At 63.1% G+C, this 25,357-nt stretch carries 29 protein-coding genes; 13 read left to right on the forward strand and 16 right to left on the reverse strand.

Annotated features, from left to right (window positions below; translation table 11 throughout):
* Positions 1–165: 165 nt before the first annotated feature.
* On the reverse strand, positions 166–579 hold the full coding sequence (locus ABIB66_RS33095; RefSeq protein ID WP_354210631.1) for a hypothetical protein: 414 nt from the start codon (positions 577–579) through the stop codon (positions 166–168).
* Between the two features lie 108 nt (positions 580–687).
* Positions 688–1,668 carry a TAXI family TRAP transporter solute-binding subunit gene (locus ABIB66_RS33100; protein ID WP_354218065.1) on the reverse strand — a complete coding sequence of 327 codons (981 nt, stop codon included), beginning with the start codon at positions 1,666–1,668 and terminating at the stop codon, positions 688–690.
* A gap of 579 nt (positions 1,669–2,247) precedes the next feature.
* On the opposite strand from ABIB66_RS33100, the gene ABIB66_RS33105 reads away from it, so the two are divergent.
* The 4 genes from ABIB66_RS33105 to ABIB66_RS33120 all read left to right on the forward strand — a co-directional run bounded on the left by ABIB66_RS33105 (position 2,248) and on the right by ABIB66_RS33120 (position 4,145).
* Positions 2,248–2,532 (forward strand): response regulator, encoded by a 285-nt coding sequence (locus ABIB66_RS33105; RefSeq protein WP_354218066.1) that lies wholly within the window; start codon positions 2,248–2,250, stop codon positions 2,530–2,532.
* A 124-nt stretch (positions 2,533–2,656) separates the two neighbouring features.
* Positions 2,657–3,367, forward strand: coding sequence for an ion channel (locus ABIB66_RS33110; protein ID WP_275174772.1), 711 nt, complete (start codon positions 2,657–2,659; stop codon positions 3,365–3,367).
* 184 nt (positions 3,368–3,551) lie between these two features.
* Positions 3,552–3,815 (forward strand): hypothetical protein, encoded by a 264-nt coding sequence (locus ABIB66_RS33115; RefSeq protein WP_354065623.1) that lies wholly within the window; start codon positions 3,552–3,554, stop codon positions 3,813–3,815.
* Between the two features lie 126 nt (positions 3,816–3,941).
* The gene (locus ABIB66_RS33120) at positions 3,942–4,145 is read left to right on the forward strand and encodes a hypothetical protein (RefSeq protein ID WP_354210628.1); all 204 of its coding nucleotides are present in this window, start codon (positions 3,942–3,944) and stop codon (positions 4,143–4,145) included.
* A gap of 646 nt (positions 4,146–4,791) precedes the next feature.
* Here the strand turns inward: ABIB66_RS33120 and ABIB66_RS43700 are convergent.
* Positions 4,792–5,421: a hypothetical protein gene (locus ABIB66_RS43700; RefSeq protein WP_502917411.1), complete on the reverse strand. Its 630-nt coding sequence runs from the start codon at positions 5,419–5,421 to the stop codon at positions 4,792–4,794.
* Between the two features lie 47 nt (positions 5,422–5,468).
* On the opposite strand from ABIB66_RS43700, the gene ABIB66_RS33130 reads away from it, so the two are divergent.
* Positions 5,469–5,726: a DUF2798 domain-containing protein gene (locus ABIB66_RS33130; protein WP_275173156.1), complete on the forward strand. Its 258-nt coding sequence runs from the start codon at positions 5,469–5,471 to the stop codon at positions 5,724–5,726.
* A gap of 50 nt (positions 5,727–5,776) precedes the next feature.
* Here the strand turns inward: ABIB66_RS33130 and ABIB66_RS33135 are convergent, their stop codons facing one another.
* The 3 genes from ABIB66_RS33135 to ABIB66_RS33145 all read right to left on the reverse strand — a co-directional run bounded on the left by ABIB66_RS33135 (position 5,777) and on the right by ABIB66_RS33145 (position 9,016).
* Positions 5,777–7,564 (reverse strand): chloride channel protein, encoded by a 1,788-nt coding sequence (locus tag ABIB66_RS33135; RefSeq protein ID WP_275173158.1) that lies wholly within the window; start codon positions 7,562–7,564, stop codon positions 5,777–5,779.
* 12 nt (positions 7,565–7,576) lie between these two features.
* Positions 7,577–8,230, reverse strand: coding sequence for a class II aldolase/adducin family protein (locus tag ABIB66_RS33140; protein WP_354257493.1), 654 nt, complete (start codon positions 8,228–8,230; stop codon positions 7,577–7,579).
* A gap of 159 nt (positions 8,231–8,389) precedes the next feature.
* Positions 8,390–9,016: a MarC family protein gene (locus ABIB66_RS33145; RefSeq protein ID WP_354210625.1), complete on the reverse strand. Its 627-nt coding sequence runs from the start codon at positions 9,014–9,016 to the stop codon at positions 8,390–8,392.
* Between the two features lie 89 nt (positions 9,017–9,105).
* On the opposite strand from ABIB66_RS33145, the gene ABIB66_RS33150 reads away from it, so the two are divergent.
* From ABIB66_RS33150 to ABIB66_RS33170, 5 genes are all read left to right on the forward strand, one after another.
* Positions 9,106–9,312, forward strand: a complete 207-nt coding sequence (locus ABIB66_RS33150) for a hypothetical protein (RefSeq protein ID WP_007601434.1) — start codon at positions 9,106–9,108, stop codon at positions 9,310–9,312.
* Between the two features lie 112 nt (positions 9,313–9,424).
* Positions 9,425–9,991: a YciE/YciF ferroxidase family protein gene (locus ABIB66_RS33155; protein ID WP_007612902.1), complete on the forward strand. Its 567-nt coding sequence runs from the start codon at positions 9,425–9,427 to the stop codon at positions 9,989–9,991.
* Positions 9,992–10,147: 156 nt separating this feature from the next.
* Positions 10,148–10,531 (forward strand): Hsp20/alpha crystallin family protein, encoded by a 384-nt coding sequence (locus ABIB66_RS33160; RefSeq protein WP_007612908.1) that lies wholly within the window; start codon positions 10,148–10,150, stop codon positions 10,529–10,531.
* Positions 10,532–10,539: 8 nt separating this feature from the next.
* The gene (gene lon / locus ABIB66_RS33165; protein ID WP_354210624.1) at positions 10,540–12,945 is read left to right on the forward strand and encodes an endopeptidase La; all 2,406 of its coding nucleotides are present in this window, start codon (positions 10,540–10,542) and stop codon (positions 12,943–12,945) included.
* A 5-nt stretch (positions 12,946–12,950) separates the two neighbouring features.
* On the forward strand, positions 12,951–13,106 hold the full coding sequence (locus ABIB66_RS33170; protein ID WP_354210623.1) for a hypothetical protein: 156 nt from the start codon (positions 12,951–12,953) through the stop codon (positions 13,104–13,106).
* 71 nt (positions 13,107–13,177) lie between these two features.
* On the opposite strand, the gene ABIB66_RS33175 is transcribed toward ABIB66_RS33170, so the two are convergent.
* The 3 genes from ABIB66_RS33175 to ABIB66_RS33185 form a co-directional block, all read right to left on the reverse strand.
* On the reverse strand, positions 13,178–13,480 hold the full coding sequence (locus ABIB66_RS33175) for an HU family DNA-binding protein (RefSeq protein WP_007601427.1): 303 nt from the start codon (positions 13,478–13,480) through the stop codon (positions 13,178–13,180).
* Between the two features lie 357 nt (positions 13,481–13,837).
* Entirely contained in the window at positions 13,838–15,070 is a 1,233-nt protein-coding gene (locus ABIB66_RS33180; RefSeq protein WP_354210622.1) for an acetyl-CoA C-acetyltransferase, read from the reverse strand.
* A 147-nt stretch (positions 15,071–15,217) separates the two neighbouring features.
* Positions 15,218–16,681 (reverse strand): GH1 family beta-glucosidase, encoded by a 1,464-nt coding sequence (locus tag ABIB66_RS33185; RefSeq protein WP_354210621.1) that lies wholly within the window; start codon positions 16,679–16,681, stop codon positions 15,218–15,220.
* 490 nt (positions 16,682–17,171) lie between these two features.
* Here ABIB66_RS33185 and ABIB66_RS33190 point away from each other — a divergent pair, with 490 nt between their 5' ends.
* Positions 17,172–17,378: a hypothetical protein gene (locus tag ABIB66_RS33190; RefSeq protein WP_007601421.1), complete on the forward strand. Its 207-nt coding sequence runs from the start codon at positions 17,172–17,174 to the stop codon at positions 17,376–17,378.
* A 167-nt stretch (positions 17,379–17,545) separates the two neighbouring features.
* Here the strand turns inward: ABIB66_RS33190 and ABIB66_RS33195 are convergent, their stop codons facing one another.
* The 6 genes from ABIB66_RS33195 to ABIB66_RS33220 form a co-directional block, all read right to left on the reverse strand.
* Positions 17,546–17,953, reverse strand: coding sequence for a hypothetical protein (locus ABIB66_RS33195; protein WP_354210620.1), 408 nt, complete (start codon positions 17,951–17,953; stop codon positions 17,546–17,548).
* A 59-nt stretch (positions 17,954–18,012) separates the two neighbouring features.
* Complete coding sequence (locus ABIB66_RS33200; RefSeq protein WP_007612915.1) at positions 18,013–18,180, reverse strand: hypothetical protein; 168 nt, start codon at positions 18,178–18,180, stop codon at positions 18,013–18,015.
* Between the two features lie 168 nt (positions 18,181–18,348).
* Entirely contained in the window at positions 18,349–18,582 is a 234-nt protein-coding gene (locus ABIB66_RS33205; protein ID WP_275173174.1) for a hypothetical protein, read from the reverse strand.
* The gene (locus ABIB66_RS33210; RefSeq protein ID WP_354257497.1) at positions 18,579–18,878 is read right to left on the reverse strand and encodes a hypothetical protein; all 300 of its coding nucleotides are present in this window, start codon (positions 18,876–18,878) and stop codon (positions 18,579–18,581) included. The genes ABIB66_RS33205 and ABIB66_RS33210 overlap by 4 nt, the downstream gene beginning before the upstream one ends.
* 151 nt (positions 18,879–19,029) lie before the next feature.
* On the reverse strand, positions 19,030–21,516 hold the full coding sequence (locus ABIB66_RS33215) for a TonB-dependent receptor (RefSeq protein WP_354210619.1): 2,487 nt from the start codon (positions 21,514–21,516) through the stop codon (positions 19,030–19,032).
* Positions 21,517–21,669: 153 nt separating this feature from the next.
* Complete coding sequence (locus ABIB66_RS33220) at positions 21,670–23,028, reverse strand: histidine kinase (protein ID WP_354210618.1); 1,359 nt, start codon at positions 23,026–23,028, stop codon at positions 21,670–21,672.
* Positions 23,029–23,173: 145 nt separating this feature from the next.
* Between ABIB66_RS33220 and ABIB66_RS33225 the strand changes: the two genes are divergently transcribed.
* Positions 23,174–23,794: a response regulator gene (locus tag ABIB66_RS33225; RefSeq protein ID WP_018460280.1), complete on the forward strand. Its 621-nt coding sequence runs from the start codon at positions 23,174–23,176 to the stop codon at positions 23,792–23,794.
* Between the two features lie 69 nt (positions 23,795–23,863).
* Complete coding sequence (gene fghA, locus ABIB66_RS33230) at positions 23,864–24,709, forward strand: S-formylglutathione hydrolase (protein WP_354210617.1); 846 nt, start codon at positions 23,864–23,866, stop codon at positions 24,707–24,709.
* Positions 24,710–24,736: 27 nt separating this feature from the next.
* Here fghA and ABIB66_RS33235 read toward each other — a convergent pair whose 3' ends face one another.
* Positions 24,737–25,309 carry a DUF3280 domain-containing protein gene (locus ABIB66_RS33235; protein ID WP_354065591.1) on the reverse strand — a complete coding sequence of 191 codons (573 nt, stop codon included), beginning with the start codon at positions 25,307–25,309 and terminating at the stop codon, positions 24,737–24,739.
* Positions 25,310–25,357: the final 48 nt, after the last annotated feature.

Raw genomic sequence — 25,357 nt, forward strand, 5'->3', positions numbered from 1 at the left:
AAGAATGACATAGTGACGGAGACCTAGCTGAGACTGCGGTGGACGGGGTGCCCGGCACCACGGAGGTTGCGGGCCGCTTGTCCAGTTGGCGGATAGGACAGCCGCTTCGCCGTACGGTGCTTGACGCAGATCAAGGTCGTTATATGACTGCCGCCAACACATGAACTAAACCCAGAACGGCCTTTCGTCATCCAAGCGGGTACAGGCGTCGGCAATGTCGGTGCGCAACTCGTGTAGCATGGCTTCAGCTCTCCGTCGCAGGCTAAGGTCTGCACCCGCAATGCGCGCTGGCCAGCCGCCGAGCTTCGTCAACACAACTCCAGCCATCTGCTCGATCATGGCTTCGTGTGCCTCACGGCTCACCAGCTCGCGCCGGGCCTCCACAAGGCGCAACTGCAGCATCTCTGTCTTCAGCTTGACGTGATCCGCGTCGGCCTCAGTGCACGGCGATTGCCGCCGCTCGCGACGAAGGTAATGCAGATATGCCACGCGGCTCAGATCGAGCTGAAAGCGGCCAGCTTGCTGCTGGATCACGCCTTCGGCCGCGAGCTTGCCGATGTAGGTCCGGCTGCAATTCATGGTGTAGCGCCAGTGCCGACGCGCTGACGGTCTTAGCGGATCGTAGTCGAGAAGACTTGGTGACGAATCGGATACTGGCGTTCTCAGCCATCCTCTTTGTTCCCATTCCTAACCTGACGTGACCGGTGGCAAATGGTTCCGCGCGATGATGGCGCGACGGACTAGGCCAATGTGCTCGCGTAACGTATAAGCCTCACTCGCGAACCCAGCCGGTGTGTATATGCGGGCCACCGCTCGCTCAATGCGTTCTAAGTCAGCCAGCCACTTCTCCGTCGGCAAAGTGCCCGTTCGCGCGGCAACATCTTGCTCAAGCAGAGCTAGCTCGCCATACCATCGATAGACCCGTGACCGAACATGCCACCGGCGCAACTGTGGAAAATAATGAAAGAGCGGAAGCAGAACGGCAGCCAAAGGGAGCAGTATAATGATCGCTCGCTCGGCCAATGTCGCGACCCAGAAAGGAAGATATTGATAGAGGAAGCTCCGCCCGAAGCGCTTATGCTGGTCAGCATCGGTCGAGACGCGCAGATCGACTTGGGTCGTTCCCGGAAACTCTCCGGCCTGCTCGAAAAGCCCTTGTTTGCCATGAATTTCACCTGCCGCGTCAACCAGCAGGTGGATCAGCGCGGGGTGGAGACCGTCACGGGCTGCAAGCATCGCTTTGGTGCCAATAAGATCGACTTCTCGCTCCGGAATGTTGTTCGCCAAGTCGACCACGCCGGGTGGCAACGTCAGTTTGCTGATGAAACTGAGCCGTCGATGGTAGGCTTCAGCCTTGCTGTAACTTAGCAGCTTCAAAGTTGGATCGTGAAGCGCTGTCCAGACGGCGTGGTTTTCCGCTCCATCGACAAAGATAGCCGCGTCGACTGCGCCCGACTGCAGTGCGAGCAGTGCGGCATTGTTGCTCAGCGGCTGCATCGACATATTGTTGATCGTGAGACCGTTAAGCGCGAATACGTGTTCCCCCAATGAACGAGCGCCGCTACCGCTAACACCAACGGCAACCCGGTGGTTGCGCAGCTCGTTAACGTGGCGGGGCGGTTTGTAGGAAGTACGCGACAGCCCATACCGCAGCAACGACCATTGCAAAGGTCATTATGGCTATGCTGACGCGGCCACGTCGTGCCCTGAATCGTAACTTTTTGAAGATCATACGCACCGCCTTCACGAAAGGTAGACGGAAACGACCTTAACGGCTTGACGAGACCAAGGCGTGTGTTTTTGGGCATTTCGTTGCCCTCGGAACTCGGTCGGCATCGGGCGCAGCGGCAAAGCACGCGCGGTGGCTTTCGCGTAACTGCAACCGGGGATGTTCTCGCAGCAGATACCCTCGATAATCGGCGTCGGGCTGTCCCCGCAGTTCCTTCGCAGCTCGGTAGTACCTTGCCGAGGGGATTGCGGAGGGCACCATCGTCGGTCGGCGGCCATCACGGGACAACCGCGCCGCAAGGGCGACAATGACCGTTGATCCGTCCGCAGGGACGACCGGCGCAACAGGCCGCATCGCCAGCATATCAACTAAAACGCCACGGCTCCGGAGAGCTGTTACCCGTCTTTCACCCCGGAAGCGATCGGTAGGTCCCGGAGTGCACAGTAGGCAAGTCATAGTCGATGACGACGATCCCGGAATGTTGAGGGCTGTCCAGCGGCTCCTCCGACAGCATGACTATGAACCGATCCTCTTCTCGTCTGCCGAAGAGCTGGAGCAGCACGCCGATCGCCAACGAACTCTGCATCATTTTGGATATCAATCTCAACCTGCGCTCCGGGATCGATCTCCGACATCAACTCAAAGCACGAGGCGTTTTGGTCCCCGTCATTTTCATCACCGGCAATGAGACCGATTCCGTTCGCGAGGCCGCACTGCTGTCCGGATGCCTCGCATTTCCAACGAAGCCGTTCTCAGCGCACGAGCTAATCGAGCCGCTCAAACAGGCTGCGGCAGGCCACTAACCCATTCACTGAGCGCGCCTGGGCTTGCTCCCGTTCCCTTGATCTAGGTCAACGAAGCTGAGCTTTCGTCCGGAATTGTACAAAGGTGCAGCGCTGCGGTCAGCGCCAGGCCTTAGGAACATCGATGAAGACGCCCGTAAGCGAGCTGCGCCGTTTGCGCGGAGAACGCATTGACTGGCTGCTCTCGGTGCTCACGGCAGTGCTGGCATTACTGATTTTTGTCTTCGCCCCGCTACAAGCAATGGGCATTACCGCCTTTCATCTGTTTGCGGATGGCCTGTTGCTAGCGATCATCGTCAGCATGGTGATCATCTCCAACAATCCGACTGCTCTCGTTCTGATGTCGCTCGCGCTCGTTTTCAACGTCGCCGTATTCTTCTTGCGCATTTACTACCCAGTACCGTACCACCTTCACATTTTGGCGGGCGCATGGCTGGTCATCGCCTGCACGTTGGGCGTTGTCGTGCTTCAGGCCGTTTTCAGGCGAGGTCTCGTTACATATCACCGAATTATCGGAGCGATCCTTCTGTACCTTTTGATTGCGGTGGCCTTTGCAACGCTGTTCCTGTTTGTAGGGCTGGCGGCTCCCGACGCAATCAAGGGAATAGCTTTCGAGGACGATCATTCGGTTGCCGCATCGCTTTTTTACATGAGCTTTGTCACGCTTACGTCGACTGGGTATGGAGACATCGTTCCGGTACATCCGTTGGCACGAAGTCTCTGCAACATCGAGAGCGTGATCGGTCAGCTTTATCCGGCGACGCTTCTCGCGAGGCTCGTCACCCTCGAGCTCGGCAGTACCGGCTCAGCGAGTAAGCCCACCCCTATCACCTGAGCCGCAGGAGCTGCACCGACACGTGTGCGCTGCACTCGCCTCTGTGGGGTTCCCGCGTCGCTAGGGGAACGCATGGTTGATCTGTGTCAACGCCCCCGATCCTTTAGCGGACACGCTGCGTGCAGCCGCACCAGAGACGGCATCCGTGTATCTGTTGTGCAGGCACAAAAGGGAGACCCGCACCATGCATCCCAAGAAGCGTCTTTCGATCCAGTCAGCGACTATCAGCGGGATTGCTGCTAGCGCCCTCTTGGGCCTTGCAGGTCTCACGCTGAATCCAGGCCCAGCCAATGCGGTCGTGTACTGCCAATACACTGCCTACCCGGCGGGTTGCGTTGCTCGGCCCGGTGTGGTGCTGGGTGCGCGTCCAGTGGCCCGCGCTGCGGTACGCCATAATGCCGGTGGCAATGCCAATGGTGGCGTCAACCGCGTCGGCGTGCGGCGATAAGCCAGTTTGCAGGTGACTGGGCAGAAAGGAGCTGTCGCGGTCATCTCGGCCCGGAGGACCGGGACCGATGACGAGCAGCGGCCTCGCGGTATGAAGTACACGTGGTATGTCACGTTTGAAGTGCCCATGGATGGCACGCTGCAAAGACGGCGACATCCGCGCCTGACCAAGACGTTCGTCACTGAAGCAGAAGCGCGGGATTTTGCGCGAGCGAAATTCGCCGAAGGATTGATTGTCACTGCGGGCACCATCATCCCGCACGTGCCGAGAGTGTCGATTCCGTCGGAGGAGATTCCAGCGTGGTTTGAAGCTGACCAAGTAAATGACTGATCAGCAAGCCGGGAGCTTGAAGATGTCGGAGCCGAAAAAGGTCCGTTGTCATCGCAACGCACTGACTTTCCTTGGATACGGAAGGCTGTTTGAACCACCATGTGAAACTAGGGCCTAATAGGGCCCGGCTGTTTCAGGCCGGACGGAGCGCCGGACGGCATCCTTGTAAGTCTTTCAATGATCGAGGGTTTTCAGGTATTCCAACCCACGAGAATCATTGGACGACAGGACCACACGGTTTTGCCGTACGCACGGCTCGCCATTTCACCACCGGTTTCGACGACGTTGTGCACGTTGCCGCCGACCTGATGACGAGACGAAGCCTAGCAGCGCCGCTCGTCGGAACGAAGTTTTGGGCTCACGGAGAGCAATCCGCCCTGCCCACACCTCTCGCAACCGAACGCTGCCGCGTCCACCGCAAGCCCGGCTCGCGAACGTGACGACCACAAGATCGCCCCTCAAGGATGAGCCGGGATGGGCGACACATACGCCGTTTCCGAATTTCGGTAAAGCGGAATATTTTTGCGCGCGCGGATTGACACCCGCGACACAGGTCGCGCAATGACACGCCTCGCGCAGAAGCAACAAGGGGCGGTGTAAAACACCGCCCCTTGGCGCGAAACGAGACTGAGGCGAGGACAGCCGCCTAATACGGCTGATAGTAGCCACGCGGACCATAGTAGGGACCGCCGCCGTAATATCCTTGGCCGCCGTAGTAAGGACCGGGGCCGTAATTATAGCGGTCCTCGTAGTACTCTTGGCGCCTGCTCTCTGCGATCGCACCGCCGATCAGACCTGCCGCCACGCCCATGAAAGCTAGGCCTGCAGCGTTCGGACCTCGTCGATAGTAGCGGTGGCGGCGAGCCGCGCTGAAATCAGTGGCAGCCGGAGCGGCCGGACCCGCGGCAGCGGCCTTGCTGGGCGCGGATGAGGTGGCAGCCGAAGGCGCGATAGAGGCCGTAATCAGAACAAGACTTGCGAAAGCCGCCAACACAAGGTTGCGGCCGGCTGCAGAAATCATCGGTCCCTTATTCATCTTGACCTTCCCCTGTTCTCGCTCAAAGCGGCATGCAAACAAGACTAAATGCGCAAACCACTGAAATAGTTTCGCGATCGCGGCAATCTGCCACGCTTTGAACGATTGTAAACCGAACGTCTGGATCCAGCTTGAACCACCCAACATGAGCGTATAATGAACAGACGCACCGTTTCTCGGTCGCCGTAAGCGTTTTACGTGAACCAACGCATCAACCGACGCCGTCGGGATCGATGCCATTCTTGGGTTCAGCGTGACTGACGCGTCCTATTCCAAAGAGAAATCAGATGATTGCGGTTCGCAAACTGCCGGCGCGCTATGCGCCGATCGTGATGCCATTCGTGCTGTCCATCCTCATGACGGCCGTGGTGTCGGTCATTTCGACGCTTCGAAGCCTCGGCGCAACGCCGGCGTTTCTCGCAACCTGGCCGGGCGCCTGGGCGCTGTCATGGCTCGTCGCCTTTCCGACGCTGCTGATGGTGTTGCCACTGGTCCGCCGGATCGTGGCTAGCGTCGTCACGGCTCCCTCCCAACCGGGCCGGTAGCAGGCGCGGACGGCGGCGCATGACGCACGTCGTCCCGCTTCCGCGTGACCTTACGACAGCGCCCCGAGCACGCCGCGCGTCGCCTTGTCGATCTCCTCGACATAGCGGCGGCGCGCGAAGGTCTCGGTGAGGAAGCCGACCACCTTGCGGCTGTCGGTGGAATCGACCACCGCCAGCATCTCGGCCTCCGCCTCGTCAAACACCGCCATCGCCGACTTCACGTTCATTTCCGGGATCAGCACGATCTCGGTCAAGCGCGCGAGCTCGATCACCTGGATCTCGTCGGCGATGCTGTCGAGGTCGCCGGAGAACAGGTCCGGCAGCAGGACGAGGCCGACATATTCGTCCGCATTGTTGACGATGACGATCCCGGGCCGCGAGCCCAGCGCGAATTCCCGGCGGACCGCGGCGATCGTGGTGGTCGACGGCACCTTGCCGACATCGGAGCGCATCAGCCGCTCGACGGTGAGGTTGCGCAGCCAGCCGACGTCGTTGGCGCTGCGGATGGTCTCGCCGCGCAGATGCAGGCGCCAAGTCGAGAAGGAGTGCCCGAACATGAAGCGGACGCAGATCGAGGTGACGATGCAGCCGGCGAGCACCACGGCGGTAACGTCGACGTTGCGGGTCATCTCGAGCACGAGGAACGACATGGTCAAGGGACCGCCGACGATGGCGACGCCGAGCGTCGCCATGCCCGTCAGCATCGCGACCAGCGGATCGATCACGAAGTTCGGGCTGATCAAGAGCAGCACCGCGGAAAAGAACTTTCCGATCAGGCTGCCGACGAACAGCGAGGCAAAGAACAGCCCGCCGCGGAAGCCGGAGGCGAGCGAGATCAGGCAGGCCGTCACCTTCAAGGCGATGATCAGCGCGATCAGGCCGATCGTCATGTCGTGAAAGAGATCGAGCACCATCGCGCCGTGGCCGGCCGCCAGCACCTGCGGCGTGACAATCGCAAAGCCGCCGACGATGAGGCCGCCGATCACCGGGCGTAGCCAGACCGGCAGCCATTTGAACAGGCGCTCGAACATCGAGGACGAGCGCATGACGGCGATGCCGACGCCGCTGGTGATGAGCGCGAGCCCGATCAGCGCCAGATATTGCTCGACGCCGACGGCGCTGACCTTGGGTATTTCGAGCGAGTATGGTGCGCCGCCGAGCCATTGCGCGGTCAGCGCACCGGCGAGCGAGGCGGCGAGGATCGGCGCGGCACTGCCGACCGAATAGACGCCGACGATCAGCTCGCAGGCGTAGAAGGCCCCCGTGATCGGTGCACCGAAGGCCGCCGCGATCGCCGCAGCCGCGCCGCAGCCGACGATCAGGCGCAGATCGTTGCGGCGCAGATTGAAGAACTTGCCGAGCAGCGAGGCGATGCCCGATCCGATCTGGGTGTAGCCGGCCTCGAGGCCGACGGAGGCGCCGCAACCGTTCGAGATCAGCGTCTGGCTCGACACCACCACGCTGTCGCGCATCGACAGATTGCCACCACGCAGCGCGTTCGCCTCGATCGGATCGACCGCGCTGGAGAGTTTCAGCCGTCGCCGCCACCACTCCATGATGCCGAGCGCCAATCCGCCCAGCGCGGGCGCAATCAGCGCGGCCCAGGGACTGACGCTGGTATTGGCGGACAGACGGACGTCGATGGGAATGCCGTAGATCACCATATGGGCAATCTGCGCAATCTCGGCCATCAGCGTCACGATGGCGCCGGCAAGCGTGCCGATCACCAGCGCCAGCGGGATCAGATAGAATTCGTTGCTGCGCAGCAGCGCCCGCAGCCGAACCATGACGCGGTTCGTCCCCTTGCGATCGGCGAGATGTCTGATCCGCAGGAACACTTTCTGTCCGCCCTACCCTTCCGACATGCCGTAACCGGACATGCGCTGGCGGACCCGCTCGATCTCCGCGCTCGACAGCAGCGGCGGCTCTCCGATCTGGAGACAGCCGTGATATTGGCGCGCCAGCGTCTCGACCTCAACGGCGAGCCACATCGCCTTGTCCAACGACTTGCCGATCGCGATCATGCCGTGATGGTCGAGCAGGCAGGCAAGCCGGCCCTCCAGCGCCCGCACGGCATGTTCGGACAGCTCCGCCGTTCCGAAGGTGGCATAGGGCGCGCAGCGGATGCTGTCGCCGCCAGCGGCTGCGATCATGTAGTGCACGGGCGGTATCTCCAGGCCCATGATCGCCAGGATGGTGCAATAGGTCGGATGGGCGTGGACGACGGCGTCGATTTCGGGCCGGGCCTTCAGGATGTCGAGGTGGAAGCGCCACTCGCTGGACGGTTTCTGATCGGGCGCGTGCGAGCCGTCCATCGTCAAGAACACGATTTGGTCCGGCGTCATGGCGTCATAGGGCACGCTGGTCGGGGTGACCAGAAGCCCGTCCACATGCCGGACGCTGATGTTGCCCGAGGTGCCCTGGTTGATGCCGAGCGCGTTCATGCGGCGGCAGGCGCCGATGATGGCCTGTCTCTTGTCGAGCTCGTCCGCTGTCATCGACATGTCGATTTCCTGACGATGGGCGCCTGTCAGACGGGGAGTACGTCAAAGCAATGTGGCAGCGCAAGAGAAAGCAGACCGGATCGCGTGCGATCCGGTCTGCCGCCTCATGGCATCATGAAATAAACATGAAAATCAACGCATTAACAGATTGTCGCAGCCCTACGGCAGGCCCGCCCGGACGGCCGAGATTCCGTTGATCACGAACTGCACCGAATAGGCCGCGAGCAGCATGCCGAGCACGCGCGAAAGGACGGCGTTGCCGGTCCGCCCGAGGGTCCGTGCGATCAGGCTCGCGGAGACAAAGCAGAGCATGCAGAGCAAGCACACGGAGAGCACGACCGCGACGATGATCGCGAGCCTCGGCCCGTAGCCGGCATCGCCCGTCAGGAGCAGCGTGGTCGCGATCGCGCCTGGACCGGCCATCATCGGGATCGCCAGCGGGAATACCGCGACGTCGGAGGCATGCTCGGAGCTTGCTTTGTCAGCCTCGCGGGCCTCGCGATGCGGACGGTCGCCGAAGATCATTTGGTACGACACGCCGAACAGCAGCAGTCCGCCGGCGATCTGGAAGGCGGGGATGCCGATCCCGAGCTGGCGCAGCAGCCAGTTTCCGATCAAGGCAATCACCACCAGGATCGACGCCGCAATCAGCGGCGCGCGTAGCGCGATGGTGCGCTTGGTCTTGTCGGGCATGCCTCCGGTCGCGGCGAGGAAGGCGGGCACGAGACCAACGGGATCGACCACCAGCAGCAACGTCACGAACGCGGACAGGGAGAAGTCGATCATGTCTCGGTGGGCTCCCTGGGCGCAGGAACGATGGCTGGCGAACTGACTTAGCCCGGCAGAACCGCTTTGAAAATCACCGGAGATGCACAATGAGCGACAGTGGAATTGGAATGTTGCTGGGCCACCTTTCGGGCAACCTGCTCTGGCTCTGGTTCATCGGAGCCTTCGTGCTCGGTGCGGTCCTCGTCTACGGCGTGGCGAAGGCGGGGCGCCTGCGACGCCGCGAGCGCGCACAGCTCGACCGCAACACCGAGGCGCGGCAGCGGCAGGAAGACCCGTACAAGCGTCCGACCTGAGCGACGCGCCGAGTGCAGCTTGCAGTTTGGAACTTTCGTTCACCGAAAGGCTTGGATCGCCTGAGGATTGAGGAAGGCGATGCCTTCCCGTGTCACCTCAAGAGGAGGATTTATGGCCAAAAAAGCAAAGAAGCGCACAACCAAGAAATCATCGACGGGCCGCGCCCGTCAGGCGCCGAAGATGTTGAGCGACCTATTCCTGGAGACGCTCAAGGACATCTATTTCGCCGAGAACAAGATCATCAAGACCTTGCCCAAGATGGCCAAGGCTGCCAACTCGAAGGAGCTCGCGGCGGCTTTCAACAAGCATTTGCGCGAGACCCAGGGCCAGGTCAAACGTCTCGACCAGATCTTCAAGATGCTGGGCAAGCCGGCCCGCGGCAAGCCTTGCGAAGCGATCAACGGGATCACCGACGAAGGCGCCGAGATCATGAAGGAGTTCAAGAACGCTCCTGCGCTCGACGCGGGCCTGCTCGCAGCCGCGCAGGCGGTCGAGCACTACGAAATCTCCCGCTACGGCACGCTGCGCACCTGGGCCGAGGAGCTCGGCATGCAGGACGCCGCGAGGCTGCTCCAGGCGACGCTGGACGAGGAAGAGGCGACCGATCACACCCTGACCGAGCTCGCCACCTCCGTGATCAACCTCGAGGCGGAAGAGGAATACCGCCAAGCGGCCTGAGCCACACATCGCGTGACGACGAAACGCCGCGGCCCCAAAAGGCCGCGGCGCTTGTCTTTTCGGATCGCACGATCCGCATGGCACCTGCGCGCCACCGGGCTGGAATTCTCGGGAACCGGCCCCATATTCAGCGTTCCCCACCGCCGAGCCCGCATCATGCAACCCAAAAATCCCCTCGACTGGATGTTGTCCGAAGCCCTGGACTCGCTCACCCGCGCCGAACGGCTGCGCCAGCAGTTCGGCCGGCAGGACGCCTGCTGGGAGCCACCGATCGACGTACTCGAAACCGAGCATGAGCTCCTGATCCTGGTCGCGCTTCCCGGCGTCAATCCCGACAATGTCGAGACTGTCATCCATGACGGCGTGCTCGTCATCTCCGGCCAGCGCACCCTTCCGCCGGAGCTTCGCAACGCCCGCATCCATCGGCTCGAACTGCCGCAGGGGCGTTTTGAACGCCGCATTGCATTGCCCGTTGGCCGCTACGCCATCAGCCGCTTCGTGATGGACGGCTGCGTCGCGCTGCGTCTCGCCAAATCCTGAGGTCGATCATGGCCACCGAACCAATGAATACCGCACCGACCAATCCCCAGAGCAATTCCGACGTGAAGATTCCCGAAGACGCGCTGATCATCATTCCCGTGCGCGAGATGGTGCTATTCCCCGGCGCCATCGCGCCGATCGCGATCGCGCGGCCGAAGTCGGTCGCCGCCGCGCAACAGGCGCTGCGCGAGCAGCGACCGGTCGGCATCGTCCTGCAACGCAGCCCCGAGACCGAGGAGCCCGGACCGGACGACCTCTATCGGGTCGCGACCATCGCCAACATCGTGCGCTACATCACCGCGCCCGATGGCACCCATCACATCGTCTGCCAGGGCGTGCAGCGCGCGCGCATCCTCGACTTCCTGCCGGGGACGCCGTTCCCGGCCGCGCGGATCCAGCAGATTCCGGAGCCGACCACCAGCACGCCCGAGATCGAGGCCCGCGGGCTGAACCTGCAACGCCAGGCCATCGAGGCAATCGAGCTGCTGCCGCAGGCGCCGCCCGAACTGGTCGCGATGTTCCAGGGCACCACCGCGCCCGGCGCGCTGGCGGACCTGGCGACCTCGTTCATGGACATCAAGCCGCAGGACAAGCAGGAGGTGCTGGAGACCATCGACCTCGCCTTGCGTGTCGAGAAGGTGTCGAAGCATCTGGCTGAACGGCTGGAGGTGCTGCGCATCAGCAACGAGATCGGCCAGCAGACCCGCGCCAGCTTCGACGAGCGGCAGCGCGAAGCGATCCTGCGCGAGCAGATGGCGACCATTCAGCGCCAGCTCGGCGAAGGCGACGGCAAGGCGGCCGAGGTCGCCGAGCTGACCGCTGCCATCGCCAAGGCCAACATGCCGCCCGAGGCGGACGCTCATGCGAAGAAGGAGCTGCGCCGCTACGAGCGCATGCCGGAGGCCGCCGGCGAGGCAGGCATGGTCCGAACATACCTCGATTGGCTGATCGAGCTGCCGTGGGCGTTGCCCGCGGAGAAGCCGATCGACATCAAGGAAGCGCGCCGCATCCTCGACGCCGATCACTTTGGCCTGGAGAAGATCAAGAGCCGGATCATCGAATATCTGGCGGTGCGCAAGCTGGCGCCGCAGGGCAAGGCGCCGATCCTGTGCTTCGTCGGACCGCCCGGCGTCGGCAAGACCTCGCTCGGCCAATCCATCGCACGCGCGATGGACCGTCCCTTCGTGCGCGTCAGCCTCGGCGGCGTGCATGACGAGGCCGAGATCCGCGGCCATCGGCGCACCTATATCGGCGCGCTGCCCGGCAACATCATTCAGGGCATCAAGAAGGCCGGCACCCGGAACTGCGTCATGATGCTCGACGAGATCGACAAGATGGGCCGCGGCGTGCAGGGCGACCCTTCCGCCGCAATGCTGGAGGTGCTCGACCCCGAGCAGAACGGGACGTTCCGGGACAATTACCTGGGCGTGCCCTTCGACCTGTCGCGCGTGGTGTTCATCGCGACCGCCAACATGCTGGACCAGATCCCGGGTCCGCTGCTGGACCGCATGGAGCTGATCAGTCTCACCGGCTACACCCAGGAAGAGAAGCTGGAGATCGCCAAGCGCTATCTGGTGCGGCGGCAGCTCGAGGCCAACGGCCTGACGGCCGAGCAGGCCGAGATCGAGCCGGAGGCGCTGAAGCTGGTGGTCAATGGCTACACCCGCGAAGCCGGCGTGCGTAACCTCGAGCGCGAGATCGGCAAACTGTTCCGCCATGCCGCGGTGCAGGTCGCCGAGGGCACCGCCGTTAAGGTCGTCGTGACGCCGAAGGATATCGGCACCGTGCTCGGCCAGCCGCGCTTCGAAGGCGAGATCGCGCAGCGCACCAGCATTCCGGGCGTGGCCACCGGCCTTGCCTGGACACCGGTCGGCGGCGACATCCTGTTCATCGAGGCCTCGCGGGTATCAGGCCGCGGCGGCATGATCCTGACCGGCCAGCTCGGCGAGGTCATGCGCGAGAGCGTGCAGGCTGCGATGACGCTGGTGAAGAGCAAGGCCACGCAGCTCGACATCGATCCGCAGCTGTTCGAAAAGAGCGACATCCACGTTCACGTCCCGGCGGGCGCGACCCCGAAGGACGGGCCGAGCGCGGGCGTTGCGATGTTCACGGCGCTGACGTCCCTGCTCACCAATCGCACGGTGCGTAGCGACACCGCCATGACCGGCGAGATCTCGCTGCGCGGCCTGGTGCTGCCGGTCGGTGGCATCAAGGAGAAGGTGGTGGCGGCTGCGGCCGCGGGCCTGAAGCGGGTGATGCTGCCGGCGCGCAACAAGCGGGACTACGACGACATCCCCAAGAGCGCGCGGGACAACCTCGAATTCATCTGGCTGGAGCGCGTCGACGAAGCCATCGCCGCGGCGCTCGAGCCGGCCGAGGCCCAAGCCGATGCCAAGGTCGAAGCGGCGGAGTGAATGCGATGAAGAAACTGCTGGAAAGAGCGAAGGAAGCGCGGACAACGCAGCGGCTGCGCCAGCTGCTGGATCGCGCCATCGACCGGGTTCGCGATGCGCTGGCGGCATCAGGACCGCGGCTTCAGCCGGTCCCGGTCAGGGTGAAGCGCCGCAAGGGTTGAGCCCTCCGTCTCAAGTCCTCGCGGCTGCCCCAAACAAAAGGCCCCCTCTATCCAAGGGGGCCTTTGCGTCGTTAGCCCACGGCGTCCTTGGCGGCCTTGACCGGGCGGGCGCGGACGATCTTGCGGGCCGGCTTGGCCTTGAACATCATCTCTTCGCCCGTGAACGGGTTAGTGCCCTTGCGTGCCTTGGTCGCGGGCTTCTTGATGACCACGAACTTGGCAAAGCCCGGCACCAGGAACAGGCCGTTCTTCTTGAGCTCCTTGTGACCGACGTCGGTCAGCGTCTCCATGACGCTCTTGACGTCACGCTTGGAAAGCTCGGTGGTGGTCGCGATCTTTTCGATCAGCTGCGATTTCGACATTTGGGTGGCCATCGTGTCTCCTCTGATTCGTTGACGGCTGCATATTAGACCAACCGGTGAAGGCCTATAGCCTTCTGCACAGTTTTGTCGGGGTTTTACGGGCTTTTTTGGCCCTCTGTGGCAAAAAACCCTGCTTTTTAGCCACTTCCGGAGCGGGAGAGGCCTCAGGCAGCGGATTTTACCTTGTTTCAAAGGCCCGCACGCAGCCTTGCTAAAGCTGATTCGATGCTTTCGACAAGCGACGACCGGCCTCTTTGTGAAAGGCCGGCCGCGATTCACCCCGGAAAATAAGGCTTGATCGTCGTGATGCGGCGATCGCGGGTACTTTCTCTCCCTTATTTCTAAGGAGCGCGACGAGCTTCGCTCGCGCTAGACGCGCTCGATGATGACGGCCGGGGCCATGCCACCGGCCGCGCACATGGTGACGAGACCGCGCTTCAAGTCGCGCCGTTCGAGCTCGTCGAGCAGGGTGCCGATCAGGATCGAGCCGGTGGCGCCGATGGGATGGCCGAGCGCGATCGAGCCGCCATTGACGTTGACCTTGGCGCGGTCGAGCTTGAGGTCGCGGATGTATTTTTCCGCAACCACGGCAAAGGCCTCGTTGATCTCGAACAGGTCAACGTCGTCGATGGTCAGCCCGGCCTTCGCCAACACCTTGCGCGTCGCCGGCACCGGCGCGTTCAGCATCAGCGTCGGCGAGTCCCCCATGTTGGCCATCGCAACGACGCGGGCGCGCGGCTTCAGGCCGTGCGCCCTGGCGTAAGCGGGCGAAGCCAGAAGGATCGCGGCGGCGCCGTCGACGACGCCGGACGAATTGCCGGCGTGGTGCATGAAGTCGATTTCGAGATCGGGGTACTTCTGCAGGATCAGGCCGCGATAGGTCGTGCCCTTGTCGTCGAGCGCATGGTCGGCGACCGCGGGGAATGCGGGCTTCAATGCGCTCAGCCCTTCCATCGTGGTCTGCGGCCGCGGATATTCTTCATGGTCGAGCGCGAGGCTGCCGTCCTCGCGATGCACCGGCACGAGGCTCTTCTTGAAGTGGCCGTTCGCGATCGCATGCGCGGCACGCTTCTGGCTTTCGAGGCCGAGCGCGTCGACGTCCCTTCGCGTGATGCCTTCCAGTGTTGCGATCGCGTCGGCGCAGACGCCCTGATGCGACTGCGGATGCTGCGCACGCAGGCGCAGATTGCCGTTGTCCATCATCATCGGGCCGCCGCCGCGGCGTCCTTCCATTGACATCATCTCGCAGCCGCCGGCGACGACGAGGTCTTCCGCGCCCGCCATGATCGAGCTTGCGGCCATGTTGACGCTGGTGATGCCGGAGCCGCAGAAGCGGTCGAGCGTCACGGCACTGGCGCGCACGTCGTAGCCGGCGTCCAGCGCCGACATGCGGCCGAGATCGCCACCTTGCGTTGCGACCTGTGCGCTGCAGCCCCAGATGATGTCGTCGACGTCGGCGGTGTCGATGCCGGTGCGCGTCGCGAGCGCACGCAGCACGGTTGCTCCCAGCTGCTGCGGATGAATGCCCGAGAGCGCCCCCTTGCCGGCCTTGCCAACGCCCCGCGGGGTCCGGCAGGCATCGATGATAAGTGCGTCGGTCATTGGCGTTATCCTCTTTTTGAATGGTTAGAGGCGTTTTGAATCAGGGGGCGAAGGGAGTCAATGCGCGTTGACGGAACTCTCTCACCCAGGCCTCTCAGCGCGACCCAAGCTCGTCGCGCCCCGCAAGAACGGGGCGAGGGAGAGCAATCACACACCCGCCGCGTTCTTCGCGATCACGTTGCGATAGAAGCTGGCGCTGAGTTTCGGCGTACGCACCTGCGTGTCGAAATTGACGTGGTAGAGCCCAAAGCGCTTGTTGAGCCCGAACACCCATTCAAAATTGTCCATCAGGCTCCAGAGGAAGTAGCCGCGCACCGGTACGCCTTCGGCGGTGGCACGCTGGAGCTGGGCGAGGTAGTTGCGCAAATACATGATGCGATCGGTGTCGTAGATCTTGCCGTCGGGCGTCACGACGTCTTCGCCGGAGGTGCCGTTCTCGCTGATATAGATCGCATCCGTCTTCCAGATCTTCGCCGCCAGCTTCGGCACCCAGTAGATCGTCTCGGGACCGACGCGCAGCCAGTCCGAATTCATGTGCGGGAACGATTTCGGGATCGGCAGCGGCATGAAGCCCGCGCCCTGGTCGGACGCCACCACGTAGTTCTGCGGCGCGTAGATGTTGAGGCCGAGGAAATCGACCGGCGAAGAGATGATCTTCAGCTCCGCATCGGTGTATTTCGGCGCGTCGCGCCCGGCGAACTTCAGGAAGGCGTCGGTGTACTGGCCCGTCATGATGACGTTAAGATAGCCGGCGTTCATCTCGCGCAGCGCGATCTCGGCGGCGCGGACGTTCTCGGGCGTGTCGATCGCGGGGGCGCAGGCATCGATGTTCTCGGCCGGCCCCACCCTGGTGCCGCGGCGGCCATGGGCGCGTACCGCCTGGACCGCGAGCCCGTGCGCGAGCGCGCTGTTGTGCCTGATCTGGTTGACCTCGGCTTGCGGCAGCGTCACGCCCGGCGCGTCGATGCCGATGCCGTAGCCGAAATAGACGAAGCGGCCGCTCTCGTTCAGTGTGAACACGTTTTTGACGCGATCAGTCAGATGCTCGGCGACATAGGCCGCGTAGTCGCCGAAGATCTTGCAGGTCTCCGTCGAGCGCCAGCCGCCAAACCGGTCCTGGAGCGATTGCGGCAGGTCCCAATGATAAAGCGTCAGCCACGGCTCGATGCCGTTCTTGAGGAGCTCGTCGACCAGGCGGTTGTAGAAGTCGAGCCCCTTCAGGTTCGGCTTGCCGTCGCCGTCCGGAAACAGCCGCGGCCAGGCCACCGAGAAGCGATAGGCCTTGCAGCCGAGCTCCCTGATGAGCGCGATGTCCTCCTTGTAGCGGTGATAGTGCTCGTTGGCGCGGTCGCCGGTAGTACCGTCCTCGATCTTGCCGGGGATGCGGACGAACTTGTCCCAGATCGAGGCCCCTCGGCCGTCCTCGTTGACCGCGCCCTCGATCTGATAGGACGAGGTCGCCGTGCCCCAAACGAAGCCCGTCGGAAAGCCGTCCACGCTCCGCGGCGGCGATGCGGGCTTGGCGTCCGCGACCTCAAGAGGATTGGCGATTCCGGCTGCGGACAGTCCCGCCAGCGTGGCGAACTGGCGACGCGAAACCTCGTCCGACATTGATTATGCTCCGGGGCGATGCTCTTGCGGCGGCACCATGGCGAATCGCGGGTCGTTTGAGAAGCGGGCGACCCGAGGGCTGAGGATGCAGAATCGCCGAATGCGACGAAGTGGTCCGAAAGGGGCCACGGCGATCGTCGGCCGAGGTACCCCAAAGCCGAAATACCAGTCCCACCGTTATTCGAAGTCCCAGCCCAATTCGGCGAGGAAGCGTCAGTTCCCCTCGAGACGCTGGCCCGCTTACCTGCAGAATGCCCTAAACCGCTCGGAAATTACGACCAAAGTTCGCAAATATGGCGTATGGTGCGCCATCGCCGCTCCGCTCTGGGCGATTGTCTGTCTGCACCGGTCAAGCAAGGGAACGACTGCTTATGACGCGATTTGACCGCATGATACCGTGGTAACTCTTCCGCTTGACCAAGCGCCTGTCCTGCCAGGGATACAACGACTGACCCCACGTCAGAGCCACTGTGAAGTTCGAGGTAGATATATGTCGTATGCCTACAAGCTGAATGAAGACGTTCGCCACCAGCCGCAAGGCCCGCAAGGACGTGCCGCAACTGAGCCACCGATGATTTACACCATCGTCCAGCATATGCCCATCGAGGCCGATGGACGTCTCCGATACCGCATCAAGTGCAAGTCGGAGAAAATCGAGCGAGTCGTCACGGAAGATCAGCTTTCGTATTCGCAGTGATCTGCTTGATGACGGTGGCACTCCGGCCCGGATGAATTGGCTCGGAGTTGCCATGATCAACGGCGGGACCGTTCTCGTTGCTTGGCGAACCTCAATTCCGGAATATCTGCCTGGGTCAGGAGCAGACATGAGGTCCTTCCGCCGCACTGGCGCGCGGGCTTCCGCGATCAGCGCGAGCGCTTCGGCAACTTTGGCAGCTTGTCGGGATTGAACGGCGGCATCTGCCGGCTTCGTTCAGGTGCGGGCGTCTGCTGTTCCGTCAGAATCAGCGTACCTTGGAGGATCATTCCCGGCACCTGCACTGCCGTCGCCGTGTAGGTCGCGACCTTGCCCGGGCAGTTTCCCTCGATGTCCAGCGTGAGCTCATCGTCGACGCCGAACACCGTCGCGCGTCCGTCGGTATGGCGCTTCGTCGACACTATGGCGGTGAAGCGATCTCCGTCGATGTTGCAAGAGCCGTGATAGGTCATCAGGCTGTCGCAGCCCCAGATCTGACCGTCCGCGACATGGACGATCCCGGTCCCCTGATCGAGCGGCGTCTTGTACCAGGCGGCGTAGGTGCCGTCTTTCAACATGGGAGCAGTCTCCCGGTATTCCCTCGCGCATCATCCACACGATCAGCGCTAACAAAGCGTTAATCGCGCGGCCCGTGCCAATCCGGGCTATCCCTGCGCAGCTCGGCTTCCAGGTCCTCGATGATGCTGTGAAGCAGACACGCGGCAAGTGGATCGGTCACTTCGCGCTCCAAACGTCGGTAACGCGCGATCTGGAATTCCTGCTCTCTCAACTGGTGCTCTGTCATCGGACGGGCCCTCCGACAAACCGACGCAGAGACAGCCAAGTCGTTTCGTTACAATTTTAGGATCATTCGCTATGGTTTCCGATCGGTAAAAACAACGCGACGCCAGGCTTCGCCGGCGCGCGGGATCATCGGAGGAGTCACAAGGTCGATACGCTGACAAGCGCGCTGTCACGGCACCTCGCCGGTGTTGCGACTCCCGCCGATGCTGTGCGGCTTGTTGAGGAAGAACTCCCGGTTGCCGAGAGCTGCCTCCGCGTACTGGTCGATCGCGACCTGGATGGCCTCGATGTGCATGCGGCACCAGCCCTCGAGGCAGGACAGGCGCCGCGCATGATGGAGAGCCTTCAGAAATTCCGGGGGCTCCGGCATATCGGAGAAGTAGGTCGGCCTCTCCCCCTTCATGCCCGTGCCATCTCTCGCGGCGGAACAAGGCGGCGCTTCTCAACACCGACGCGCGATGGCATCGGCCGCCGGCGGGGAACGAAGAGGCTGGCGACGACGATCGGGTCAGTGTCACCGAGGGCGGCCCGCTCCTGAACGAGCCCACTCATCACCGTGCGCATCTTCATGACTTCGCCTGCGACGAAGCTGCAGTCCTCGTCCCTGTTGATCTGCTCATGCATGATCGCCTCGGCCTCACGCATGCTGACGCGTAACCCCCTGATGATCCTGCGGATTTCGTTGATGCGGTTGTCCATGGCTCGCTCCCTTGGCTGGACGAGCAGCATAAGAACAAAACATGAACAATGAGTCAATCGGCTTTAGGTAGAGCACACCGATGCCGGCACGCCGCGCCGGCGAAGACGAGCCCCCTCATCATCCCACATGCGCCGGGGCTTGCGAGCCGGATCAGAACGTCACCCGCATCCCCGCATAGAATGCACGCGGCCTTGCCGGGCTGAGCGAGCGCGGGTCGGTGAACTCGGCGCCGCCGTTGGTAAAGTTGGGCACGGCTCCGGTATCGAAGAACTGTCCGTAGGTCGCGAAGCGCTTGTCGAAGATGTTGTCGATCTTGCCATAGAGCTGGAAGTCCTTGGTCACTTGGTAGGACGTGTGCAGGTTGAACACGGTGTAGGACGGCAGCTTCGCATATTGGTTGGACTCGTCGCCGACCAGATATTGGCTGGAGACGAAAAGCGCATTGCCGCCGACCTTCCAGACGTCGGTGACGGCATAGTCCACGCCGACCTTGACGCGGTGGCGCGGGATGGCGGGGAGCTGGTTGCCGGGCGAGACCTGGATGTTGCCGTCACCATCGGCGAACGGGCTGTTGGAGCCGATGGACAACGCGTCGAGGAAGCGCGCGTCGACGAAAGCGTAGCTCGCCTGGAATTGAACCGTCGGCGATTTGATGTTGATTTCGGCCTCGAGGCCTTGCCGCCGGGTGCGGCCGACATTGGAGAAATAGCCAAAGCCGGTGCGGCCGGGAACGGGGATCGCGACGATGTCGTCGTAATTGGTGGCGCGGAAGCCGCCGAGCTTCCAGCCGAGCGTGCCGATGTTCAGCTCCCTGCTGCCACGCAAGCCCGCTTCCACGGTCTTGGACACGACCTGTTTCAGCGGCGGATCGGAGACGAGGAACGCGGCGATGAGACAGGGACGGGCAGGATCGGAGCAGCCGAGTTCGAGCGGCGTTGGAACGCGGTTGGCCTCGGAATAGCCGGCATAGGCCGTCAACTCCGGCGTGATCTTGTAGGTGCCGCCGATCACCGGATTGAAGCGGGTGAAGGTGTGATCGCCGTTGAGATCCGCCCCGAGCTGATCCTCCAGCGAGATGCGCGCCACGTTGAACCGGCCGCCGCCGGTGACGGCAAAGGCGTCGGTGATATTGAACGTGTCCATCGCATAGAGACCGTTATATTGGTTGACGGTCCGCAGCGAGACAGGGCCGGCAACCATATCAGGTACGCCGGTTGGCCCCAGGAAGAGGCCGCTGCCGCTGACGACGTAGTTTTCTCCGATCGTGCCGATTTCGGCGGTGGCGTTATAGCGCGTGACGCTGGCGTCATAGGTCGCGCCCATCACGAAGCGGTTGTCGTGGCCGAACAATTGATCGGTGTTGGTGGCCTGCCCCGACACGCCGAAGGTGGTCGAGCGTATCGAGCTGCGGTCGATCTCGCCGAGGATAGTCCCGGACGCGAAAGGATTGGCAAGCGGCAGGCCGTTCACGCCGTTTGCCGGTGTGGCGCCGTCGCCGAAGCAAAGAAGGCCGGCCAGCCCCGGATCGGTGCATTCCTGCGCGTCGGTCGGATTGCCGTCGACCAGCTTCTGCTCGTACCTGCGCACATGCGCGGTGCCTTCGAGCGTCCAGGTCGGCGTCGCATCGACCTTGCCTGTCAGGTTGAGATAGCCGACGCGATTGGAGGTGGTCTGCGGTGTCGTGTAGGTCGCGCCCCAATATTTATCGAGCAGCTCGGCGGGAACGGTGGCGCTGGCGCCGAAATCGTTCTTGGCGACGCCCATGTTGGCGTGGAATTCGCTGTCGCCGGCCTTGTAGCCGACATCGCCGTAGAAGCGCCGCACGTCCGATTGGGAGAAATTGCGGAAGCCGTTGTCGTGCAGGCCTTCGAGCGCGGCATAGACGGCGTAGTTCTTGTCGACCGTCTTGCCCCATTGCGCCGAGCCCTGGATGCGACCGAACGAGCCGCCCATGAGATCAAGCTCCGCGCCCTGGTAGGTGAAACCGTCCTTCATTTGCAAATTGATCGCGCCGCCCAGCGCGTTGAGGCCGAAGGCGGGATTGTTGGTCACGAGCGTCACCGACCGGATCGCCGCGGTCGGGATCAGGTCCCAGTTGACGGCGTCGGAGAAGGCCTCGTTGATGCGAACGCCGTTCTGATACACAGCCAGGCCTTGGGGCGTGCCCGTCACCGGAGATGCAACGAAGCCGCGGAATTCGACATCTGGCTGAAACGGATTGCCGGTGACCTCGCTGATGTTGACGCCGGCGATGTTGTCGCGAAGCGCATCGGTAATGTTCAGCGAGCCGGTGCGCTTGATCTGGCTGGCGTCGACGGCGTTGATCGCCGACGGGACCTTGTCGACGTCAAGACCTCTGCCGGTACCCGGCGCGGTCGGGTAGACGTAGAGGCGCGTCTTGGGGCTGGCGGATGACGGTGCCCCGATGTGCGCGACCGGACGCGATGACGCGGTGCGCCGCGCCGTTGACGGCGGCGGCGCCGTCACCTCGACCGGCGGCAGGTTCTGGACGTTCGTTTCCTCGTCCGGTGCAGCCCCCGCGGGGATCGCGAAGACACAGACCACCCCGGCCGAAACCGAGGCCATCAACAAACGACGCTTGACCCCAAGAGCCTTGAACCGAACACGATCGCCCATCCCAGCCTTCCCATCCGTGACCACCGGCTGTTTTGATTTTCGCCGGTTGGTCGAAACGAGTGTAATCGGCAGCGATGCGGACGCCAGCCACAAAAGGTCGGACCATATCCGCACCCGTTTTCCCGACCCAATCGGGAATTTTTCCCGACGCGATCAGGCCGCCGCCGTCGGAACCAGTGCCTCGACGGTCAGACCGCCATCGCCGGAGACGACGTTGAGCGTGCCGCCCAGCGCCAGGATCCGCTCGCGCATGCCGACGAGCCCAAAGCCGAGCTTCTGGCCCGGCTCCATGCCACGGCCATTGTCGCTGACCCGCACCCGGGCACAGCCGCGGCCGTCGCTTGCCGCCTGCGCCACCGGCTCGATGACGACGTTGACCGAGGTCGCGCCGGCGTGGCGGAACACGTTGGTGAGCGCCTCCTGCACGATGCGGTAGATGGTGAGGTCGGCGGTCTCCCCCGTGACGCCAAGCGCCGGCGAGATCACGGTCTCGAGGGCGACATCGGGATGCGACTCTCGCCACAGCCGTGACAGCGATTCCAGTGCCTGGCGCAGGCCGAGCTCGGCAAGGCCGACGGGCCGGAGGCGCTCCAGCACGCGGCGATTGAACTGCTGAAGCGCGTTGATCTGCTCCAGCATGGCACTGCCGTGTTTTCGCACGGCCTCCGCACTCGGGGCGCCTCCGTCCGCCTGCTTCGCCAGCGCGCTGGCATGCGCGCGTAGCGAGAACAGATATGGCCCGAACTCGTCATGGAGCTCGCGCGCGATCTCCTTGCGCTCGACATCCTGGAGCGACACCGTTCGCTCGGCGAGGCGCCGCTTGTCCTCGATAGCGTCACTGAGCGTCGCCGCAAGATGGTTGAGCTTGGTGCAGATCGCGGCGAGCTCCGGTGCGCCGCCCGGCGCGACGCGCGCCTGATAGCGGCCGTCTTCGAGCTCGGCCATCACATCCGCCAGGGACTGGAGCGGCGCCAGCGCCCGGCCCACCACATTCATCATCACCAGGAACAGCGCCAGCGCGATCGCCGAGCCGACCTCGAGCTGGGTCACGATGGCGTCCCAGATCTCTGCGATCTCGTCATCGGGATGGGAGGTGATCAGCAGCGAACCCGGCTTGCCATGGATCGAGACGGGTACGCTCACCGCGGTCTGCTCGGGATGAACCAGGCTGACGAACCAGGCCGGCGGCGCGCGGGTGTCATCATCGGCGTCGGTCCGCGGCTGCGTCAGCGGATGGCCGCCTTCGTCCCGCAGCGCGATGCTGACATGGCGCAGGCGGCTGAGGTCGCGTGCGATCTGGTTCAGCCTGGCATCCGGATCGGGAGCCTCGTTGAGGTCCGCAACGATCATTTCGATGAATTCGCGCGCGAGCCGGATCACGCTCTGGTCCTCGGCCTGCACGCGCGGCCCGGCTTCCGCGACCTGGCGGCCGATATTGACGGCGAGTCCCAGCGCCAGCAGCAGCGCCAGCAGCAGGTTGATGCGCCCGCGCAAGGATAGATTTTGCCACATTGGTCTCGCCCGTACCCTCGCGAAGGATTGGCCTGCGCCTGTCCGATAACGTTGACAGAGGCGAAGCGCCCGATATCTAATCGAAAGCGTACAGCAATCCCGGCCGGGCGCGAAACAGGCCAAGACGCTGTCGCGAGGAACGCCCATGCGCATTTTGATCGTCGACGATCATCCCATCGTCGCCTCCGGCTGCCGTGCCGTGCTGGCCGACGAGGGCGAGATCGAGATTTTGGAGGCCGCCGACGCCGAAGACGGCGAGTGCGTCTTCATCGTCGAGCGCCCTGATCTCTCGATCATCGACATCAACCTGCCGACCGTGTCCGGCTTCGAGCTCGCGCGCCGCATCCTCGAGCGCGCGCCCGAGGCCCGGATCATCATGTTCAGCATGAACGACGACCCTGCTTTCGCCGCGCGCGCAATCGAGTGCGGCGCCAAGGGCTACGTCTCCAAGACCGGTGACCCCGACGATCTCGTCGAGGCGATCCGCACCGTCGGCGGCGGCGGCACCTATCTGCCGAGCGCGATCGCGCGCAGCATCGCCTTTGCGGGGCCCGCGCTGGCGCAAAGCCCGCTGTCGAAGCTGAACGCGCGCGAGATGGAGATTTTGCGGTTGCTCAGCGCCGGAAAGAGCCTTTCCGAGATCGCCTGGCTGGTGCAGTCGTCCTACAAGACTGTCGCCAACACCTCGTCCATCATGCGCCAGAAGCTCGGGGTCAAAACCTCTGTCGAGCTGGTGCGGCTGGCGATCGACAGCGGCGTGGCCTGACGGCGGCCCCGAATTCGGTCACACAAGCGTTGCAATCCTGATGTGGTTTGATGCCACGGAGCAAATGGCATGACGATCCAGACTGTCTCGACCAATACATCCTATGGCGGCGTGCAGGGCGTGTATCGCCATGCCAGCCAGGCGACCGGAACCGACATGGTGTTCTCGGTCTATGTTCCCCCGCACGCGCAGGGCGACAAGCTGCCCGTGGTCTGGTATCTCTCCGGCCTCACCTGCACGCACGCCAACGTCACCGAGAAAGGCGAATTCCGCAAAGCCTGCGCCGAGCTCGGCTTGATCTTCGTCGCGCCCGACACCAGCCCGCGCGGCCCCGACGTGCCGGGCGATGCCAACAATGCCTATGATTTCGGTCTTGGCGCCGGCTTCTATGTCGACGCGACGGAAGCGCCGTTTTCACGCAATTATCGCATGTGGAGCTACGTCACCGACGAACTGCCGAAACTCGTGGCGGAGAATTTTCCGGTCGATGCAAAGCGCCAATCGGTGATGGGCCATTCGATGGGCGGCCATGGCGCGCTGACGGTCGCGCTGCGCAACCCGCACCGTTTTCGCGCGGCCAGCGCCTTTGCGCCGATCGTGGCGCCATCGCTCGTGCCCTGGGGCATCAAGGCGCTGACCGGCTATCTCGGACCGAACAAGAATACCTGGCGCAGCCACGACACGGTGGCGCTGATCGAGGACGGCGCGAAGTTTTCGGGCTTCCTCGTCGACGTCGGCGAGGCCGATAATTTCCTGAAGGAGCAGCTTCGTCCTGAATTGCTGCAGGCGGCCTGTGCCAAGGCCAACATCCCGCTGACGCTGCGACGGCAGGCGGGCTACGACCACAGCTATTATTTCATCTCGACCTTCATGGGCGACCATCTGCACTGGCATGCGGAGAGATTGAAGGGGTAATGGCTTCTTCTTCTCTCTTGGAAGATCCTACTCCGGCTTGCCGTAATTCGGTGCCAGCAACCGGTTGCGGATCAGATAGCTCATCGTGCGCGTCCAGGATTCATCCGTGTTGCCGCGCATGTCGGCGCTGGCGGCCGTGATCATGTTGCCGGTCTTCACGTCTCGCAGGTAGATGTTCAGATTGATGATCAGGTTCGAGACCTTCTGCACCATGCCGGTGATCTCGAGGTCGGCACCCAACTGCCCGGCAAGCTGGAGATCGCAATTGCCGCAGGCCTGCAAATTGCTGTGTCGGGCCGCGTCCCGGATCGGCGCGATATCGAGCAGCTGGAACCTGCCTGACTCAACCAGTGCCTTGCGCAACTGCTCGCTGATGAGGTCGAGCCTCGCTTCCTCCGGCTTGGAGCCATAGAACTCTCCGGGCAGGCTGGTGTCGATCAGTTCGAAATCGAACACCGCGAGTTTCGGCGGATCGGCGAATGCGACCGAGCCCGTCAACAGCAAAGCGGCGAAACACATCAGCGCTCGCATGATCGTGATTCCCGGCCTCACGCGCGCGAGGACGAAATGCGGGGTTGCATGCCCTGACAAATCGGTCATGCTTTAGCATGAGACAATTCTCCATCGGCGGTCAAGCCGGGGAGTTGT

The sequence above is a fragment of the Bradyrhizobium sp. F1.13.3 genome, from assembly GCF_040548265.1.
Classification (GTDB): domain Bacteria; phylum Pseudomonadota; class Alphaproteobacteria; order Rhizobiales; family Xanthobacteraceae; genus Bradyrhizobium.